The sequence below is a fragment of the Actinokineospora terrae genome (genome assembly GCF_900111175.1).
GTDB lineage: Bacteria > Actinomycetota > Actinomycetes > Mycobacteriales > Pseudonocardiaceae > Actinokineospora > Actinokineospora terrae.
The window spans coordinates 570,972-589,154 of record NZ_FOGI01000002.1; the positions used below are offsets into that span (position 1 = coordinate 570,972).

General features: G+C 71.9%; 20 protein-coding genes. 9 read left to right on the forward strand and 11 right to left on the reverse strand.

Annotation, left to right across the window (positions count from 1 at the left end; all coding sequences use genetic code 11):
- Positions 1–243: 243 nt before the first annotated feature.
- The 8 genes from BMY07_RS34160 to BMY07_RS34800 are packed head-to-tail and all read left to right on the forward strand — an operon-like array spanning position 244 to position 6,129.
- The gene (locus BMY07_RS34160; protein ID WP_177215460.1) at positions 244–387 is read left to right on the forward strand and encodes a hypothetical protein; all 144 of its coding nucleotides are present in this window, start codon (positions 244–246) and stop codon (positions 385–387) included.
- Between the two features lie 44 nt (positions 388–431).
- Positions 432–1,127, forward strand: coding sequence for an ABC transporter ATP-binding protein (locus tag BMY07_RS05775; RefSeq protein WP_177215461.1), 696 nt, complete (start codon positions 432–434; stop codon positions 1,125–1,127).
- Between the two features lie 14 nt (positions 1,128–1,141).
- Complete coding sequence (locus BMY07_RS05780; RefSeq protein WP_092775475.1) at positions 1,142–1,771, forward strand: ABC transporter ATP-binding protein; 630 nt, start codon at positions 1,142–1,144, stop codon at positions 1,769–1,771.
- Positions 1,772–1,818: 47 nt separating this feature from the next.
- Entirely contained in the window at positions 1,819–2,652 is an 834-nt protein-coding gene (locus BMY07_RS05785) for a DUF4429 domain-containing protein (protein WP_092775476.1), read from the forward strand.
- 27 nt (positions 2,653–2,679) lie between these two features.
- Positions 2,680–3,732, forward strand: a complete 1,053-nt coding sequence (locus tag BMY07_RS05790) for a GDSL-type esterase/lipase family protein (protein ID WP_092775477.1) — start codon at positions 2,680–2,682, stop codon at positions 3,730–3,732.
- Between the two features lie 31 nt (positions 3,733–3,763).
- Positions 3,764–4,045 carry a DUF1232 domain-containing protein gene (locus BMY07_RS05795; protein WP_092775478.1) on the forward strand — a complete coding sequence of 94 codons (282 nt, stop codon included), beginning with the start codon at positions 3,764–3,766 and terminating at the stop codon, positions 4,043–4,045.
- Positions 4,046–4,105: 60 nt separating this feature from the next.
- Positions 4,106–4,534 (forward strand): hypothetical protein, encoded by a 429-nt coding sequence (locus BMY07_RS05800; protein WP_143073378.1) that lies wholly within the window; start codon positions 4,106–4,108, stop codon positions 4,532–4,534.
- A gap of 26 nt (positions 4,535–4,560) precedes the next feature.
- Positions 4,561–6,129 (forward strand): tetratricopeptide repeat protein, encoded by a 1,569-nt coding sequence (locus BMY07_RS34800; RefSeq protein ID WP_218150600.1) that lies wholly within the window; start codon positions 4,561–4,563, stop codon positions 6,127–6,129.
- Here BMY07_RS34800 and BMY07_RS05810 read toward each other — a convergent pair.
- The 4 genes from BMY07_RS05810 to BMY07_RS05825 all read right to left on the reverse strand — a co-directional run bounded on the left by BMY07_RS05810 (position 6,115) and on the right by BMY07_RS05825 (position 9,655).
- Positions 6,115–6,564 (reverse strand): Lrp/AsnC family transcriptional regulator, encoded by a 450-nt coding sequence (locus BMY07_RS05810; RefSeq protein ID WP_092775382.1) that lies wholly within the window; start codon positions 6,562–6,564, stop codon positions 6,115–6,117. The two genes, BMY07_RS34800 and BMY07_RS05810, sit on opposite strands and share 15 nt — an antisense overlap.
- Entirely contained in the window at positions 6,561–7,697 is a 1,137-nt protein-coding gene (locus tag BMY07_RS05815) for a M24 family metallopeptidase (protein ID WP_092775383.1), read from the reverse strand. The genes BMY07_RS05810 and BMY07_RS05815 overlap by 4 nt, the downstream gene beginning before the upstream one ends.
- A 162-nt stretch (positions 7,698–7,859) precedes the next feature.
- Complete coding sequence (locus BMY07_RS05820; RefSeq protein ID WP_092775384.1) at positions 7,860–9,092, reverse strand: MFS transporter; 1,233 nt, start codon at positions 9,090–9,092, stop codon at positions 7,860–7,862.
- A complete protein-coding gene (locus BMY07_RS05825; protein WP_092775385.1) occupies positions 9,089–9,655 on the reverse strand; it encodes an ArsR/SmtB family transcription factor in 567 nt (188 codons plus the stop codon). Before BMY07_RS05825 ends, BMY07_RS05820 begins: the two co-directional genes overlap by 4 nt.
- 72 nt (positions 9,656–9,727) lie before the next feature.
- Here BMY07_RS05825 and BMY07_RS05830 point away from each other — a divergent pair, with 72 nt between their 5' ends.
- Positions 9,728–10,651, forward strand: a complete 924-nt coding sequence (locus BMY07_RS05830) for a 5'-3' exonuclease (protein ID WP_092775480.1) — start codon at positions 9,728–9,730, stop codon at positions 10,649–10,651.
- 12 nt (positions 10,652–10,663) lie between these two features.
- Here BMY07_RS05830 and BMY07_RS05835 read toward each other — a convergent pair whose 3' ends face one another.
- From BMY07_RS05835 to BMY07_RS05865, 7 genes are all read right to left on the reverse strand, one after another.
- Positions 10,664–11,869: a GNAT family N-acetyltransferase gene (locus BMY07_RS05835; RefSeq protein WP_092775386.1), complete on the reverse strand. Its 1,206-nt coding sequence runs from the start codon at positions 11,867–11,869 to the stop codon at positions 10,664–10,666.
- Between the two features lie 40 nt (positions 11,870–11,909).
- Positions 11,910–12,578: a DUF4333 domain-containing protein gene (locus BMY07_RS05840; RefSeq protein ID WP_092775387.1), complete on the reverse strand. Its 669-nt coding sequence runs from the start codon at positions 12,576–12,578 to the stop codon at positions 11,910–11,912.
- 142 nt (positions 12,579–12,720) lie between these two features.
- On the reverse strand, positions 12,721–15,483 hold the full coding sequence (locus BMY07_RS05845) for a DEAD/DEAH box helicase (protein WP_092775388.1): 2,763 nt from the start codon (positions 15,481–15,483) through the stop codon (positions 12,721–12,723).
- Between the two features lie 96 nt (positions 15,484–15,579).
- Positions 15,580–16,464, reverse strand: a complete 885-nt coding sequence (locus BMY07_RS05850) for a diacylglycerol/lipid kinase family protein (RefSeq protein WP_245782230.1) — start codon at positions 16,462–16,464, stop codon at positions 15,580–15,582.
- Positions 16,465–16,559: 95 nt separating this feature from the next.
- Positions 16,560–17,483, reverse strand: a complete 924-nt coding sequence (gene tatC / locus BMY07_RS05855) for a twin-arginine translocase subunit TatC (RefSeq protein ID WP_092775390.1) — start codon at positions 17,481–17,483, stop codon at positions 16,560–16,562.
- Between the two features lie 104 nt (positions 17,484–17,587).
- Positions 17,588–17,890: a Sec-independent protein translocase subunit TatA gene (gene tatA / locus BMY07_RS05860; protein ID WP_245782231.1), complete on the reverse strand. Its 303-nt coding sequence runs from the start codon at positions 17,888–17,890 to the stop codon at positions 17,588–17,590.
- Positions 17,887–18,132, reverse strand: a complete 246-nt coding sequence (locus BMY07_RS05865; protein ID WP_092775392.1) for a bacteriophage holin — start codon at positions 18,130–18,132, stop codon at positions 17,887–17,889. Before BMY07_RS05865 ends, tatA begins: the two co-directional genes overlap by 4 nt.
- Positions 18,133–18,183 lie beyond the last annotated feature (51 nt).

The window sequence follows — 18,183 nt, forward strand, 5'->3', positions numbered from 1 at the left end:
GCGCTGTTCCGCGACCATCGCAGCAGGGGCGGGAGCCGATCCATGGCCGAGCTGATCGACGACCACGTCCGCTCCGCGTGGCAGGCCATCGCGGGATCCCGGGCACCGGCGCGCAGCTTCGTCGCCACCGCCCGAGCAAGGAGTTGATCCGTGGCTGAACCGACCTTCGATGCCCGCCGAGCGGCAGCAGTGGCGCGCAGCGCTGTTCCGCGACCATCGCAGGCCAAGGGCGGGAGCCGATCCATGGCCGAGCTGATCGACGACCAGGTCCGCTCCGCACGCCGCAGAACACCCACGCACCCCCGCGCGGCAGGCGATCGCGAGATCCCGGACACCGGCGCACAGCTCCGTCGCCACCGCCCGAGCAAGGAGTTGATCCGTGGCTGAGCCGACCAGTGCGGCCCGTCGCCGCCCGAGTGGGGAGTCGACCCGTGGCTGAGCCGATCTTCGACGACCAGGTGCCGCTCTACGAGCTGCGGGACACCCACGTCCGCTACCGCACCCCCGCGGGCCAGGTCACCGCGGTCGGGGGCGTGACGTTCGACGTGGCCGCGCGGGGGATGACCGTGTTGGCCGGGCCGTCCGGGTCGGGGAAGTCGACGTTGTTGCGGGTGCTGGGGTTGATCGACCGGCACACGGCCGGGTCGGTGGCCTGGCAGGGGCGGGACATCGGGCGGTTGTCGCACCGGGCGCGGCGGGCGGTGCGGCGGGAGCGGATCGCGGTGGTGTTCCAGGCGCCGCCGGACAACCTGATCGGGCACCTCGGTGTGGCCGCGAACCTGACCGCCGCCGCCCAGTCCGCCGGTCTGCCGGACGCGGACCCCGAGATCCTCGACTGGCTCGGCATCCCCGGCACCGGCGGCTGGCGGGTCAGCGCCCTGTCCGGCGGCCAGCAGCAGCGCCTGGCCTTCGGGTGCGCGCTGGCCCGTTCCCCCGCCGTCGTCCTGGCCGACGAGCCGACGTCCCAACTCGACGCCGCCTCGGCCGCGCTGGTGCTCGACGTCCTGCGCCGTCTCACCGAGCGGGGCGTGGCCGTGGTCGCCGCCTCCCACGACCCCGAACTCGTCGCCCTCGGGGATCGCGTGGTGCACCTGCGCGAGGGTCGCATCGACGAGGTGGCCGCGTGAGCGCGCTGGTCGGGATGGGGCTGACCCGGGGGTTCGACCACCCGGACGGTCGGATCGAGGTGCTGCGCGGGGTCGACCTGAGCGTCGCCTCGGCCGAGGTGGTCACGGTGTCTGGGCGGTCCGGGTCGGGCAAGAGCGCGCTGTTCGCGGTGCTGTGCGGGTTCGACAAGCCGGACGCGGGCACGGTGGCGGTGTGCGGCGAGCCGTTGGCGGAGGTACCCGCGTGGGCGGACTGCGGGGTGTTGCCGCAGGCGCTGGGACTGGCGCAGGAGTTGACGTTGGCGGAGAACGTGGGGCTGCCGCTGCGGTTGTCCGGGCGCCGGGCCGAGGTGCGCGACCGGGTCGCGGAACTGCTGGGGGAACTGGGGATCGCCGGGTTGGCCGACCGGTACCCGCAGGAGGTGTCCTACGGGCAGCAGCAGCGGGCCGCCCTGGCCAGGGCCGTGTCGGCGCGCCCCAAGGTCCTGCTGGCCGACGAGCCGACCGCGCACCTCGACCACGACAGCGTCGCCGCGGTGTTGGGGTTGCTGCGCCGGACCGCCGGGGAGGGCACGGCGGTGCTGGTCGCCACCCACCACGACGCGGTGCACGACATCGCCGACCGCGGGCTGGCCCTGGTGGACGGGCGGATCGCGGTCGCCTGAACCCGGTACGGTGTCGTGGTGACCGGGGGGAGCGCGACGTGCTGGGCATGACCGAGGTGACCGGGCGGGAAGGCACCTGGGTGTTCGACTACGACTCGGTGCGGGTGGTCCCGGCCAAGTCGGCGCACCCGCTGCGGCTGGCGGTCGGCGAACTGGTGGTGCCGTTGGCCGCGATCGCCGGGGTCGGGTTCGAGACCGACCGCAAGGGCGGCCACCTGCGGCTGCGGCCCCGCGCGGGCGCCGACCCGCTGACCCACGTGACCGGTGGCGCGCTGCCCGAGGCGGCCGACCCGTTCCGGCTCACCATCGAGCCGAGGGCGGCGGCGTCCGCCGAGTACTTCGCCGACGGGGTCCGCGACGCGCGGCTGGTCGCCCGGGTGCCCGACGCCGCGGCCGAGGGGTGGCTGCTGGCGGCCCCGAGCGCGCCGCTGTCGACCACCGGGGAGGACGGCGACGCCTCGTTCGACGGTGACCGCGTCCGGTTCGAGTGGGGCTGGGCGGCCGAGTCGTCCAAGCGCTCCGGTGGGGCGCGGGAGGTGGCGGTCGGCGACCTGCTCGGTATCGAGTGGACACCCAAGCTGGTGCGGCTGCGGCCGGTAGGCCCGCCGAGCACACAACCCGCCTCGCACGACCCGAACTGCTTCCGGCTGTGGGGCTTCAAGAAGGACATCGCCGCGTCGGCCCTGCTCGCCGCCGCTGTCGTCGCCAGACTCCCGCACCCGACCGCGTCCACGAGCGCGGCGGCGTCCACACGCGACAGTCCGGTCGACCAGGACACGGTGTTGCGGCGCCTGCGCGAACTGGGCGAGTTGCGCCGCGACGGGGTGCTCACCGAGGACGAGTTCACCGCGGCCAAGCAGGCGTTGCTGCGCGCGCTGTGATCGCGGCGCCTAGACTGGGCCGAGATGATGCGACGGTACCGATGGCATGCCGCTGTCCTGCTGCTGGTGCTCGTGCTGGCGAGCGCCGTGGTGATCGTCCTGCCCGGACCGGCCCCTGCCCCGTCGCCGCCGAGCGGGGTGCCCAGGGTGCTGGTGGCGATGGGCGACTCCACCGTCTCGGGTGAGGCCGCGGGCGATTACGAGCCGGGCACCGACGGCACCGGCGGCGACTGGTGCCACCGCTCCCGGGCCGCCTCGATCCACCACACCGGACTGCGCGGCATCGACGAGACGATCAACCTCGCCTGTTCCGGCGCCCCGTCCGCCCAGGTCGGGCTCGGCAGCACGGAGCAGTACACCGAGGGCTCCCAGGCGGCCCGGCTCGGGTCGCTGGCCAGGCAGAAGCGGGTCGTGGCGATCCTGGTGGCGGTCGGCGCCAACGACGACCCGTCGTTCTCGCACGTGCTCGACAGTTGCGTGCAGGCGTGGCTGGACCAGTCGAAGCAGTCGTGCTCGGACTCGGTGGGCGGCGAGTGGCAGCAGCGGGTGGACCGGATGGTGCCGAAGGTGGTCCGCGCGCTGGCCGACATCCGCTCGGTGATGTCCGACGCCGGGTACCAGCCGACCGACTACCACCTGGTCCTGCAGTCCTACGCCGCCCCGATCAGCCCGGACGTCCGCCAGGGCCTGCGCAACCTCAACGGCTGCCCGTTCCGCGAGGCCGACCTGCGCTGGGTCCGCGCCGAGGCCGTCCCCAAGATCACCGACGGGGTCCGCCAGGCCGCCCGCGAGTCCGGCGCCCGGCTGCTGGACGTGTCCCGCGCGGGCGTCGGCCGGGAAGCGTGCTCCCGCGACGACGCCACGCAGGAGTGGTTCAGCAGGCTGTCGGTCCGCTGGAACGACCTGGGCGACGACGACCGCGCCTCGCACGCGCTGCAGGAGTCCTTCCACCCCAACGCCGCCGGACACGCCCAACTGGGCCGCTGCTTCGGCGAGTTCCTGGTGACCGACTCCCGGGCGGCGGCCTGCCTGCCGGGGGCGGACGGGGACCTGCACCCGGCCACGACGATCGGGCCGTGATCTTGGGGTGGGTCGGGGGTACCTCCCGGACGTGGACTCCTTGTGGACCGGACTCGGCGTGGTCGCGGTCGTCGTGGTCGTGGTGCTGGTGTTGGTGGCGCTGTTCTTGGCTTATCGCCTGATCCGCAAGCACCGGCAGGTCAACCAGCCGGACACTCCTATGCCCACCAAGGTCGCGTACTGGCTCTCCCTGGCATACACGGTGTTCCCGGTCGACGCGCTGCCGGACCCGATCTACCTCGACGACATCGCGGTCCTGACCGGCAGCCTCATCTACGTGACCACGACGCTGCGGAAGAAGGACAAGGACTGATCTCTCCCCGGCCGCGCGTCGTACGATGTGCGGACTCCGGGGAGGAGGTGCGGGCCGGTGGTGAACCAGGCTGGGGATGTCGGCGGGCAGAGCTTGCAGTTCCGGGACAACTCGGGACGGGTCACGGTGGTACAGCACGCGGCGCCGGGGCCGTTGGGGAAGGTGGCCGGGCAGGTCGTCATCGGGAAGGTGCCCCGGTCGCCGCAGGGGTTCCGGGTGCCGGTGAAGCTGGACGCGCTGCGGGAGGTCGCGGCGGCCGGGGTGGCCGTTGTCGTGGCGGTGACGGGGCAGCGCGGGGTGGGGAAGACCCAGTTGGCCGCGGCGTACGCGCGGGAGCGGGCTGGGCAGGGGTGGCTGGTGGGGTGGATCGCGGCGGAGAACGCGGCCACGATGGCTGGCGATCTGCTGGACCTGGCTGACCGCTCGGTTTGCGCGGCGCCGACGACGAACCCCCGGACCGCGTCCTGGGGCGGCTGCGTGCCCACCTGAACGCTTACACCGGCTCGGGTCTGCTGGTGTTCGACAACGTGACCGATCCTGATGACGTCGTCGAGCACTTGCCGGTGGCGGGGTCGCTCCAGGTGATCGTCACCAGCACGAGCACCGACACCCACAACATCGGCACCTCCGTGGCAGTCGACGTCTTCTCCCCCACCACGGCGGTCGCCTTCTTGACCGACCTGACGCAACTTGACGACGAGCCTGGTGCCGCTGCTGTCGCCGAGGAACTCGGTTACCTACCCCTGGCTCTTGCCTTGGCGGGCGCCCGGATCCGCGACCACGAGCGCTCCTTTACGGACTACTTGCGCCACCTCAACGAGACGACGCTGGACCACCTGACTCCAGCCAAGGGCCACGGCTACCCCACCGCACTGACCAAGACGATCCTGCTCAGCGTGGGGCGCGTGGAAGCCGACCACCCCCATGCCCGTCTCCTGCTGGAAGCCATCGCCCTAATCGCCCCTGATGGCGTCCACCGCACGCTGCTGGAGACCCTGCTCCCCACCCGAGATGACCTGCTCACGACCGCAGCCGCACTCCGCCGAGCCTCACTCATCGACTACGCGGGCGAAGATGGCAACACCTACCTCATGCACCGCCTGACCCAACGCGTCCTACGCGAGGCGGCTCCCTCTCTTGACGAGACCGCCACCAAGGTCACCGATGCGCTCGACCACCACTTGCCGCCGGAGGACCGGTTCTGGGAACTCCGCGCCATCGGTCCCGACCTCGCCCGCCAACTCGCAGCCCTCACCCGCCACAGCCAGGCTGCTCTCGGGCTGGCCAACCGGACGACCCGTTTTCTCCACGCTACCGCCAGTCCAGCAGCGGTGTCCCATGCCACCACCACTCAGCTCCACCACCGGACCCACCTGGGCGAGGATCACCCCACGACCCTGCTCTCAACCAACAATCTTGCTATGACCCTCAAGGCGGTTGGCCGGCTGAACGAAGCCATCCCACTCTACGAACAAACACTCACCGACCACCGCCGAACCCTCAGCAATAGCCACCCAAGCACACTTCTCTCAGCCAACAACCTTGCCGGCGCATACGAAGAGGCTGGACGACTCGGCGAAGCCATCCCGCTCTTCGAACAAACACTCACGGACCGCCGCCGAACCCTCGGCAACGACCACTCCGACACGCTTCTCTCAGCCAACAACCTCGCCAGCGCATACCAGGCCGCCGGACGAGCCAACGACGCCATCAAGCTCCACGAACAAACACTCACCGACTACCGCCGAACCCTCGGCAACAACCACCCAAGCACGCTTCTCTCAACCAACAACCTCGCTGGCGCGTACAGGACCGCTGGACGAGATGACGATGCCATCGCACTCGACGAACAGACACTCACCGGCCGCCGCCGGATTCTCGGCAACGACCACCCCGACACGCTGTGTTCGGCCAACAACCTTGCTGGCGCGTACCTGGCCGTCGGACGACTCGACGAAGCCATTCCCCTCTTCAAGCAGGCAGCTGTCGGCTGTGAACGGGTTCTCGGGCCAGACCATCCGACCACAGTGGTTGTCATTCGCAATTACGCCACCGCGTGGAAAATAGCGTCAGAGCGCGGGTGACCGGCCTTCGTAGGGAGTCGACAGGACCACCGTTGTGCGGGTGGAGACCTTGGCGGATTCGCGGATCTTGCGGAGCAGGTCTTCCAGGTCGATAGGCGTGGCCACCCGAACCAAAAGGACGTACGACTCATCCCCCGCCACCGAATAACAAGACTCGATCTCGCTGATGTGTTGCAGCCGCTGCGGGTAGTCGTCGGGGGCCGCGGGGTCGATGGGGGTCAGGGAGATCAGGGCGGTCAGCGGCAGTCCGATGGCCTGGGCGTCCAAGCGGGCTGAGTAGCCGCGGATTACCTCGCGTTGCTCCAAGCGGCGGACGCGTTGGTGGACGGCGGAGACGCTCAGGCCGACGCGTTCGGCGAGGTCGGTGAAGCTGCGGCGGCCGTCGAGGGCCAGTTCGCGGACTATCGCCTTGTCGATGGGTTCCAGTTCGCTCATCCGGGGAGCACCACGAGCTCGTGCGGCTGGTTGTTGACCGATTCCACGCCGTCCTCGGTGACCACGACGATGTCCTCGATGCGGGCGCCCCAGCGGTCGGGCAGGTAGATGCCCGGCTCCACGCTGAAGGCCATGCCCGGCTCCAGGACCAGGTCGTTCCCGGCGACGATGTACGGGTGCTCGTGCACGTCCAGGCCGATGCCGTGGCCGGTGCGGTGGATGAAGTACTCGCCGAACCCGGCGTCGGCGATGACCTGGCGGCCCACGGCGTCGATGGACTCCGCCGTCACGCCGGGGCGGACGGCCTCGACGGAGGCGCGCTGGGCGGCCAGGAGCACCGCGTAGGTGTCGGCGACATCGGCGTCGCGGGGGGTGCCGACGGAGTAGACGCGGGTGCTGTCGGAGTTGTAGCCCTCGGCCGTGGAGCCGCCGATGTCGATCACGACGACGTCGCCGGTGGTGATCACCCGGTCGGACAGGCCGTGGTGCGGGCTGGCGCCGTTGGGGCCGGAGCCGACGATGACGAACTCGACGGTGGCGTGCCCCTCGGCGACGATCGCGGCGGCGATGTCGGCGCCGACCTCGGCCTCGGTGCGGCCCGCGCGCAGCCACTCGCCGATCCTGGCGTGCACCCGGTCGATCGCCGCGCCCGCCACCCGCAGCGCCTCGACCTCGGCGGCGTCCTTGCGCATCCGGAGCTCGCGCAGCACCGGACCGGCCAGGACCTGCGCGGCCCCCGGCAGCGCGTCCCGCAGCGGCAGCGCGTGCAGGGCGGGCAGCATGTCCCCGACCGCGACCACCGACGGCGCCCCCAGTGCCCCCGCGACCAGCGCGTACGGGTCCTCCCCGTCCACCCACGTCGCCAACCGCACACCCAGGGCGTCGAGCGGCACACCCGCGTACCCGGGCGCCTCCAGCTTCGGGACCACCAGCACGGCCTCACCGTCACCGGCGGGCACGGCCAGCGCGGTGAGCCGCTCGAACGAGGACCCCGTTCCCCCGATCAGGTACCGCAGATCCGATCCCGGAGCGATGACCAACGCATCGGCACCCTGAGCCGCGGCGGCGTGGCGGGCGCGCTGGAGCCGGGCACGCAGCAGGTCGGGATCGGCGGAGGCGGTGATGGTCGACATACCCCGCAGCTTAGTCGGCTCCCCCACCCCATCCGGGCGACTACCAAGACTGGCCCCGATCGCCGGTCGAGCTCCCGCCGCACGGAGGCCGAGGTCGCCACCGAGAACAGCGCCGCGCGTGCCGGGTCCGGTCCCGGGCCCCTCACGGTGTCCCCGGACGATTCAGGCAGCCACCGGGACCGGTGGGTGTTCCGGACGTCGGTCCAGTTGGCGCCATACGCGGAACAGGGCGGGGGTCGTGGTGGCCACGAGGTACAGCGCGGCGCAGCCTGACAGGGTCGGGAACAGGCCGATGGCCTCGACCGAGAGGCCTGCCAGGGCGGCGCCCAGGGGCATCCCGCAGAACGCGGCCGCGTGCATCACGCCGAAGACCATCGGCAGGACCGCCTCGGGTACCCGCTCGTACTCGACCGCGCCGAGGATCGGGTTGATGGCGCCGACGCCGAGGCCCAGGACGGCCCACAGGGCGAGCACGACCGGCAGCGGGGCGCCGAGTGCGAGCACCACGAACCGGGGGGCGCCGCTGAGCAGGAACGCCAGGGTGTAGGTCAGGTGTCGGGGTAGGCGGGGGCCTGCCCAGGCGTACAGGAGGGAGCCGGTGAGGGCGGCGGCGTTGAAGGTCCCGGCCATCAGGCCGAGTGCGATGCTGCTGTGCAGGACGTCCTTGGCGTAGACCGGCATCAGGACCGAGAAGAACGCGGCGTCGAGCAGGTTGGTGGCCGAGACCATCACGACGATGCCCAGCATCAGCCGGTCCTGGCGCAGGTAGGCCAGGCCGCGGCGCATCCTGGTCAGGTACGACCCGGGCGCGTCCTGCGGTGCGGCGGTGACGCGGGGCACGAACAGGCGGACCAGCAGGGCCGAGACCAGGAACGTGCCCGCGTCGACCAGCAGCACCGGCTGCGACCCCAGCACCGCGATGAGCACCCCGGCCAGCGGCGCCCCGAGCATCCGCGCGCCCCTGCTCACCCCGTCGTACGCGCTGGCGGCGCGTTCGGTGTCGACCCCGGTCAGCGCGATCAGCCCGGGCATCATGGACTGCCGGGCCGTCTGCCCCGGTGCCGCCGCCGACCCCAGTGCGACGGCGAGGGCGAGCAGCGCCCAGAACGGCAGCCCGACCGTGCCGTGCAGCAGCGGGATGGTCGACACGACGACCGCGGCGACCAGGTCGGAGGTCACGCTCACCACCCGCCGCCCGAAGCGGTCCACCACCGGCCCGGCCAGCAGCGACGCGATCACCACGCCGACGACCTCGGCGCCCGCGGTGAGCCCGGTCCTGGCGGCGCTGCCGGTGGTGGCCAGCACGAACCAGGGCACCGCGAGCACCGTCATGATCGACCCGCAGGCCGAGAACGCGTTGGCGGCCAGCAGGGCGACCAGCGGCAGCCGTCTCATGGGGACTCGCTGGTCGGGAAGAGCTGCATCTGGACGGTGACGGTCTCGTCGCCCTCGGCCGGGGTCCTGCGGTAGCGCTCGACGACCTCGTTCAGCTCGACCGCCAGCTCGCGCAGCTCGTCCGGGGTCATCGACAGCCGCCAGTCCGACAGCTCGGAGACGTGCAGCCACTCCTGCGGCAGCTGGTGGCGGGTGCGGATGTAGCGGGCGGCGCGCTCGTGGCCCAGGTCGATCAGGGCGCTGAGGAAGGTGTTGTAGGCGTCCTGGGTCTCGGGGTCGTCGGGCATGGTGTGCGACTGGACCTGGGTGACGTCCTGCGCCGCCCGCCACCAGCGCTCCCTGCGGTTGCCGCGCTCGGTGTCCTGCTCGATGAACCCGGCGTCGGCGAGCTGGCGCAGGTGCCAGCTGGTGGTGCCGGAGCTCTCCCCCAGCCAGGCGGCCAGCCCGGTGGCGGTGTTGGGGCCGTGCGCGCGCAGGACGCCCAGCATCCGCATCCGCAGCGGGTGGGCGATGACCTTGAGCGTGTCCGCGCCGACCCGGTTGAACCTCGGTCTCGGAGTCATGATCGCGACGCTACAACCGCAGAGGAAAATTTGCAAAGGACTCTCTGCGGTCCGATGTGGCAGGCTGACCCCGTGAGCGGACCCCTCGTGCTGCTGGACTCGGCGAGCCTGTACTTCCGGTCGTTCTTCGCGCTGCCGGAGTCGATGACCTCGCCGGACGGCGTCCCGGTCAACGCCGTGCGCGGGTTCGCCGGGATGATCGCCCAGATCGTCACCGAGCGGCACCCGGCCCGGCTGGTGGCCTGCCTGGACGCCGACTGGCGGCCCGCGTTCCGGGTCGAGGCGATCCCCAGCTACAAGGCGCAGCGGGTGGCTGACCCCTCGGTCAACGCCGAGGAGGTACCGGACACGCTCACCCCGCAGGTGCCGATCATCATCGACCTGCTCGACGCGCTGGGCATCGCCACCGCCCAGGCCGCCGGGTACGAGGCCGACGACGTCATCGGCACCCTGGCGCACCGCGAGGCCGCGGCCCCGGTGGAGATCATCACCGGTGACCGCGACCTGTTCCAGTGCGTCCGCGACGAGCCCACCGCGGTGCGCGTGGTGTACGTGGGCCGCGGCTGGTCCAAGGCCGAGGTGGTCGGACCGCAGGAGCTCGCGGCCCGCTACGGCCTGCCCGCCGAGGGCCTCGCGTACGCCGACATGGCCGTCCTGCGCGGCGACCCCTCCGACGGCCTGCCCGGCATCACCGGCATCGGCGAGAAGACCGCGGCCAAGCTGATCACCAAGTTCGGCTCCCTCGCCGCCCTGGTCGACGCCGCCGCCGCGGGCTCGAAGGACGTCCCCCTCAAGGTCCGCGAAGCCTTCACCCACGACGCCGACTACCTCGCCAAGGCCCCTCTCGTGGTCCGCGTCGCCACCGACGTCACCATCGAGGCCACCGGCACTCCCGAGCTACCGCACGCAGTTGACGTTGACCGGGTTCGGCAACTCCAGGAGCGGTGGGCACTGGGGTCCGCCGTGGACAGACTGCTGAAGGCTCTCGGCGTCTGAGGTTTTGGCCGCCTAGAAGAAGGTTCCGCACCACGCGGCCTGGGGAACGGCGAACAGGGTGTCTGCCTTCGCTGCCGCGCCAGGGGTTAGTTCGCGTATGCGGCCGATGGTGGTGAGGGCGCCGGCCCGCCAGGTGCCCAGGTAGAGCATCGCCAGGACGTCGACGCCCAGAGACAGGTCGGGGGTCGCGGTTGTTCGGGTCGCACCGTCCGGGGTGAGGCGATAGATGCCGGAGTTGCTGGGGAGCAAGGGATCCTCGACCTCCAGCACGACCGTTGCAGGGCCGTACTCGCGGGCTGCCAAGGCTTTCGGCACGTCCACCAGGCGCAGCCACAGGTCCGAGCGGTGCTCGGCCGAGGTGATCGCCCTCGGGTCGGTCAGGGCTTCGGCGATCGGCTCGTCGGTCGGGCGGGTCCACACCGTCACCTCGTCGACCAGGTCCACGCCGAGCAGGAAGCGCCACAGGCCGTACACCGCGTCCGGGGCGGCGGCCACGAAGTCGTCGACGGCGAGGGTCGCGTTCGTGCCGGGGAGCGCGCCGGGGGTGGGCCGGTACATCAGGTAGCCGTCGTCGCCCGTGGGTCCACTGTGGACGGCGACGATGATGTGCTCGTCGGCGGCGAAGGCCCGTTCGTAGGCCACGGTCCACCAGTAGGACGGCCGCGCCATCGTGCCCGGCCGGCTCCGGCCTGCCCGCTCGTAGATCCCCGGCATCACCGCCAGCGCCTCGGCGGGCGTGACCAGGCGGACCCGGCCGCCGGAGGATACTTCGGGACGCAGCACGGCATTCCTGGGTGCCGCGACCGTCTTGGCGCCTCGGGTGGCCTGCCCATAACCGAACCGCCCGTAGATCACCGGTTCGGTGGGGCGCAGGGCCGCCAGCACCTCGCCGCGGTCGGCGACGTCGGCCAGCTGGCGGCGCATCAGCTCGCGCAGCACCCCGCGGCGGCGGAAGTCCGACCGCACGCCGACCCGGGTGACCGCCGCCATCGGCACCACCGCGCCGCCGGGGACCAGCAGGTCCGACGACCAGGCGAACGCGGTCCCGGCCAGGGTGTCGCCGCAGAAGGCGCCCAGGGTGCGGCCGGGTTCGTAGGAACGGCTGCCCACCGCCCACTGCTCGTCGGTGGGCGGGGTGACGTGCAGAGCGGCCCGGAACAACGCGAGGGACTCACGCCACTCGGTGTCGGCCAGGGTGCGGATCTCGATGTCGGACACCCGGTGATCCTGCCCCGGGACGGGGGCAGGACGCGACCGGTTAGTTGCCGCTGGGCGGGGCGACCTCGTACTCGCCGTTGGTGTTGCGGACGGTGATGTTGACCGTCTTCTTCTCCCCACCGATGGTGACGTCGCAGGTGAAGCGGTTGTCCTTCTTCACTTCCTGCTGGGCCGGGCAGGTCACCGACTCGACGCCCTCGATGCTGTACTTCTCGGTGAGGATCGACTTCACGCCGTCCTGCACCGCGTTGACGTCGAACACCCGCTTGTTGAACCACCCGGGGGTGATGAACCCCAGCACCGCGACCGCGCCCGCGATGACCACCACGACCGCGACCAGCACCCAGATCCAGGCGCCGCCCTTCTTCGCCTGCGGCGGCGAACCGGGGTACTGCTGGTACTGCTGCTGCCCGAACGGCTGGGCCTGCTGGCCCGGCTGCCCGTAGCCACCGGGGTAGCCCGGCTGCTGGCCGTACCCGTGCTGCTGGGTCGGGTCGCCGTACTGCGGCTGCTGCTGTTGCTGCTGGTTCGGGTCGTACTGGGGTTGCTGCTGCGGCTGGCCGTACCCGGGGTAGCCCGGTTGCTGCTGCTGCGGGTAGCCCTGCGCGGGGAACCCGCCCGAGGGGGTACCGGAGGGCTGTCCATAAGGCTGCTGACCCCACTGCTGCTGCGGGTCCTGCCCACCGGACGGCCCGTAGGGGCTGCTCATCACTCGCCTCCGCCAGATCGTGTGGCCGTCGGCGCTGCCCGCGCCGCTGCTGGATTTGCCGCTTGCGCGCGATCAAACCACAGTGACCCGCCACCGCCACACCCAGGCCACGTGGTGAACCGGCAACAACGCCACCCCGGGTTCACGCCGTCGCCAGGGCGATGACCCCGCGCCGGATCCCCCGCACCGCCTCCGCCGCGGCCTTGCCGACCGGGTCGTCCCGGCCGACCACCTCCTTGATCTGGTCGAGCAGGTCGATCACCTGCCTGCACCAGCGCACGAAGTCACCGGCGGAGAGCTCCTGCCCGGCCGAGTCCGCCGCGGTGATCACCTTCTCCAGCGACTCGCCGCGCACCCACCGGTACACCGTCCAGGCGAACCCGGCGTCGGGCTGCCTGGTCCGGTCCAGCCGGTGGTGGCGCTCGTCGGCCTCCAGCTCCGCCCACAGCCGCGCGGTCGCCGTCATCGCGTCGGCCACCGCGCCGCCGGGCACCCGCGCCTCGACCTGCCCGTCCCGGCGCGCCTCGTAGACCAGCGACGACACGACCGCGGCCAGCTCGGCGGGCCCGAGGCCGGTCCACACCCCGTTGCGCAGGCACTCGGCGGCCAGCAGGTCGGACTCGCTGTAGAGCCGCGCGAGCCTGCGCCCGTGCTCGGTGACCACCTGCTCGCCGTCCTCACCCGGGGCGAGGTAGCCGCGATCGGCCAGCAACCCGCGGATGCGGTCGAACGCGCGCGCCAGCGAGTGCGTCGTCGCGGCGACCTTGCGCTGCAACTGCTCGGTCTCCGACAGCAGCCGGTGGTACCGCTCGGCCCACCGCGCGTGCGCCTCCCGGTCCTGGCAGCCGTGGCACGGGTGCGCGCGCAACGCCCGCCGCAGCGCCGCCAGTTCCGCGTCGTCGTCCACCCCGGACCGCTTGCGCGCGCGGTCCGGCGTCTCGATACCGGTCGAGCGCACCGTCGTGGCCAGGTCCCGGCGCGACTTCGGCGACCGGATGTCGACCTGCTTGGGCAGCCGCACCCGGCCAAGCGCCGCCACCGGCGCCGGGAAGTCCGACACCGAGAGCCGACCGGCCCAGCGGTCCTCGGTGACCACCAGCGGCCTCGGCTCGCCCATCGAGTCCAGGCCCGGGTCGATCACCACGGCCAGCCCGGAGCGCCGCCCGGCGGGGACCGCGATCACGTCGCCGCGGTGCAGCTGTTCGAGCGAGTGCGCCACCTCGGCGCGGCGGGCGGCGGTGTTCTGCCGCGCCAACGCCTTCTCCCGGTCGGAGATCGCGCGCCGCAGCCCCGCGTACTCGGCGAAGTCGCCCAGGTGGCAGGTCATCGAGTCGGCGTACCCGTCGAGCGCCTCGGTGTTGCGGTCGAGCTTGCGGGAGAGCCCGACCACCGACCGGTCGGCCTGGAACTGCGCGAAGGACTGCTCCAGGATCTCCCGCGCCTGCCGCGCCCCCAGCCGCTCGACCAGGTTCACCGCCATGTTGTAGCCGGGGCGGAACGACGAGCGCAGCGGGTAGGTCCTGGTCGAGGCCAGGCCTGCCACCTGCTTGGGGTCGACGCCCGGCTGCCACAGCACCACCGCGTGGCCCTCGACGTCGATGCCGCGCCGCCCGGCCCGGCCGGTCAGCTGCGTGTACTCCCCCGGCGTCAGGTCGACGTGCGCCTCGCCGTTGTACTTGACCAGCCGCTCCAGCACGACGGTGCGGGCGGGCATGTTGATGCCCAGCGCCAGCGTCTCGGTCGCGAACACCGCCTTGACCAGGCCGCGGACGAACAGCTCCTCCACGGTCTCCTTGAACGCGGGCAGCAGACCGGCGTGGTGGCCTGCGAAACCGCGCTCCAACGCCTCCTTCCACTCCCAGAAACCCAGCACCGCCAGGTCGGCGTCCGGCAGGTCCTTGGTCTTCGAGTCGACGATCCTGCGCACCTCGGCGACCTCGTCCTCGGTGTTGAGCCGCAGGCCCGAGCGCACGCACTGGGTCACCGCGGCCTCGCACCCGGCGCGGCTGAACACGAACACGATCGCGGGCAGCAGGCTCGCCGCGGCCAACCGGTCGATGACCTCGACCCGCGACGGCGGCTTGAACCGCGGCCCGCGCGCCCCGGCCGCCCGACCGCCCTTGGCCCTCGGGTTGTGCCACGGCGCGTGGACCCGCCCGACCTCCTCGGTGCGGCGCACCAGGTGCGGGTTGATCCGCGCCTCGCCGTCCTGGTCCTCCCCCACGAACAGGTCCAGCAGCCTGCCGCCGACCAGCATGTGCTGCCACAGCGGCACCGGCCGGTGCTCGTCGACCACCACGGAGGTGTCACCGCGCACCGCGACCAGCCACTCGCCGAACTCCTCGGCGTTGCTGACCGTCGCGGACAGGCTCACCAGGTTGACCCACTCCGGCAGGTGCAGGATCACCTCTTCCCACACCGCGCCCCGGAACCGGTCGGCGAGGTAGTGCACCTCGTCCATCACCACGTACCCGAGGCCGTCGAGGGCGGGCGAGCGCGCGTAGAGCATGTTGCGCAGCACCTCGGTCGTCATCACGACGATCGGCGCGCTCCCGTTGACCGCGGTGTCGCCGGTCAGCAGCCCGACCGACTTGGCCCCGTACCTGGCCGTGAGGTCGGCGAACTTCTGGTTGGACAGCGCCTTGATCGGCGTGGTGTAGAAGCACTTGCGCCCCTCCCCCAGGGCGAGGTGGACGGCGAACTCCCCGACCACCGTCTTCCCCGCCCCGGTCGGCGCGCACACCAGCACGCCGTGGCCCTCCTCCAAGGCCGCGCACGCCCGCTGCTGGAACGGGTCGAGGTCGAACGACAGCTCGGCGGCGAACCCCGCCAGCTTGGGACTGCTCGAACGCTGCCGGGAAGCGGCATACGCCTCGGCCGGACTGCGAGATGCACTGGCGGACACGTCACCAAGACTTCCACATCAGACCGACACTCGTCGCGCGAACTTCCCGGGCGGGCCGCGGCGCGGCGACCGCCGAGCGGGGGCGGGAGAACGGGGTCAGGCGACGACGGTGAGGGCGGATGGGGTGCAGGCGATGGTGATCGGGAGGGGGCCCAGTCGCTCGCCGTCGGCGTAGGCGATCCAGTCGTTGGCGGGGGTCAGGGCTACCTGGCGGGCGCGGAGGGTGCGGACGAAGGGGTGGCGCACGTGGTCGCCGGTGCGCAGGGTGGGGAGGATGCGCAGCAGGTCTACCCGGCTCGCCCTGCCGACGACCGTGATCTCCAGCAGGCCGTCGGCCGGGTCGGCGGCGGGGCAGACCGGGATGCCGCCGCCGTAGTACGGGGTGTTGCCGACCGCGACCATGGTGGCGTCCAGCTCCAGCCGCTCGTCGCCGGTGTCGACCACCAGCCCGCGGTGGCGCAGCGCGGCCAGTTCCGCGACGATCGCCAGGTCGTAGCGGCGGCGGCCGTGCGGCCAGCGCATCCGGTTCACCCGCTCGTTGACCGCGGAGTCGAACCCGGCGCACAGCACGCTGGCGAACCACGGGCCGCCGTCGAGCCGCCCGAGGTCGACGCGCCGCCGGGTGCCCTCGGCCAGCGCCCTCGCGACCGCCTCCGCCGCGGGCACCGGCTCCCCCGGCAGGCCAAGCGCCCGCGCGAAGTCGTTGCCGGTCCCCGCCGGGACGACCGCCAGCGCCACGTCGTTGTCGGCGCAGAACTGCACGCCCTGGTGCACCGAACCGTCGCCGCCGAGGACCACCACCACGTCCAGACCCGCGTCCTTGGCGCGCTCCATCAACGCCCGCGACTGCGCCACGGTGTCCGCGGACACCACCGCCAGGTCGTCCACCACGGGCCGGATCCGCGCCACCACCGCGTCCAAGGCCCGCGCCGCCGCGCCGTGCCCCGAGCCGGGGTGCACCGCCAACGCCGCCCTGACCACCGCGCCACCTCCCGAGAAACGACCGTGCCCGCCGGGAAACGACCATGCCCGGCACTCCCCGTGGGGCGTGCCGGGCATGGTACCCAGACCTCGGATCAGGTCACGTCGTCGTAGCCGCCGGGCTTGCGCGGCTCGGCGGGCGGGGTCGGACCGGACTGGACCACCGGCTCCGCGGGCGGCGGGGAGGCCGGGACCGGGCCGGTGTCGAACACCAGCGGCGTCGCCTCGTCGTCGGACAGGCCCGCGTTGGGGTCCTCCACCGCCTCGCGGCGGGCCTTGCGCCGGTCGTGCACCCGCGACACCTGGATCGCCAGCTCCACCAGCACGGCCATCGCGGCGGCGAGCACCACCATGGAGATCGGGTCGGTGCCCGGGGTGGCGAACGCGGCGAAGACGAAGACACCGAAGATGATGCCTCGCCGCCACTTGCTCAGGTTCTCGTAGCGCAGCACGCCGACCCGGTTCAGCATGATGATCAGCAGCGGGACCTCGAAGCTCACCCCGAAGATCAGCAGCATCACCAGCACGAACGAGATGTAGGCCGAGCCGTTGAGCGCGGTGATGAACGCGTCGCCACCGAAGGACACCAGCACGCTGAGGCCCTGCGGGATGACCAGGAACGCCAGCACGCCACCCGCGACGAACAGGATCGACGCGAGGAACACGAACACCGTGGCGAACCGGCGCTCCTTCGCGTAGAGCCCCGGGGTGATGAACGCCCACAACTGGTAGAGCCACAACGGGGCGGTCAGCACCATACCCGCGGCGATGCCGACCTTGAACTGGATCATGAACGCTTCGAACGGCTGGGTCTGCAGCAGTTGGCAGGTGCCGTTCGGGGACAGGCGCACCGTCTCGGGCAGCGCGCAGTACGGGTCGATCAGGACGCGGCTCAGTGACGGCACCACGCCGAAGTCGACCTCGAACCAGATGAAGCCGAAGACTCCACCGAGCAGGATGAACAGGACAGCCCAACCGAGTCTGGTGCGCAGCTCGTAGAGGTGATCCTTCAGGGACATCGTTCCGTCGGGATTGTGCCTGCGACTGCGCAGCTTGCGCTTCTCGCGACGGCTCGGATCCGGGCGGAGCGACTCGTCGCTCACCACCGTGGGGACCGGTTCTCTCAGCCCGCGTTCTTCTGCGCTTGCTGCTGGTTCAGCTTGCGCTGCAGCTCATCGATCTCGGCGCGCAACTGCTCCGGCGACTGCTCGGGCTTGGCCGCGGGCAACGCGGCGGCGGGCTGCGCGGGGGCAGCGGTCTTGTCCGCCTTGTCGTCCTCGTCGTCGGCGCGCATGCCCTTGGTCTCGGCCTTCAGGATGCGCATCGACTGCCCGAGGGACCGCGCCATCGCGGGCATCTTGCGCGCCCCGAAGAGCAGCACGACCACCACCGCGATGATCAGAATTTCCCAGGGTCCCAGGTTCACGACCGTCCTCCAGTCTCGCCTCGCCCCGCCCATGCTACGCGAGGCGAGCGCTTCCGTTCAGCTACCGCGACCCGCAGACCGGCGACCCGCGCGCGCAGCAGTCCGGTTTCGTCACCGAATGTCGCCTTCGCTGCCGCGAGGACGGTTCTGGTCCTGCCGACCCCGCGGTTCACCCGCAGGACGAGCAGACCCAGCAGCGCCAGCCCGATGAGGAGCAGCGCCGCACTCGGCAGATAAGGCACGGCCGAACTCTACCCCGCGCCCGGTCGGCGATCGAACACCCTTTCGGCGTG

Bases quoted from the DNA above. Each gene is read 5' to 3' on its own strand.
- BMY07_RS34160 (WP_177215460.1), top strand. From the start codon at position 244: ATGGCCGAGCTGATCGACGACCAGGTCCGCTCCGCACGCCGCAGAACA.
- BMY07_RS05780 (WP_092775475.1), top strand. From the start codon at position 1,142: ATGGGGCTGACCCGGGGGTTCGACCACCCGGACGGTCGGATCGAGGTG.
- BMY07_RS05785 (WP_092775476.1), top strand. From the start codon at position 1,819: ATGACCGAGGTGACCGGGCGGGAAGGCACCTGGGTGTTCGACTACGAC.
- BMY07_RS05790 (WP_092775477.1), top strand. From the start codon at position 2,680: ATGCGACGGTACCGATGGCATGCCGCTGTCCTGCTGCTGGTGCTCGTG.
- BMY07_RS05810 (WP_092775382.1), bottom strand. From the start codon at position 6,564: ATGAGCGAACTGGAACCCATCGACAAGGCGATAGTCCGCGAACTGGCC.
- BMY07_RS05815 (WP_092775383.1), bottom strand. From the start codon at position 7,697: ATGTCGACCATCACCGCCTCCGCCGATCCCGACCTGCTGCGTGCCCGG.
- BMY07_RS05820 (WP_092775384.1), bottom strand. From the start codon at position 9,092: ATGAGACGGCTGCCGCTGGTCGCCCTGCTGGCCGCCAACGCGTTCTCG.
- BMY07_RS05825 (WP_092775385.1), bottom strand. From the start codon at position 9,655: ATGACTCCGAGACCGAGGTTCAACCGGGTCGGCGCGGACACGCTCAAG.
- BMY07_RS05840 (WP_092775387.1), bottom strand. From the start codon at position 12,578: ATGAGCAGCCCCTACGGGCCGTCCGGTGGGCAGGACCCGCAGCAGCAG.
- tatC (WP_092775390.1), bottom strand. From the start codon at position 17,483: ATGTCCCTGAAGGATCACCTCTACGAGCTGCGCACCAGACTCGGTTGG.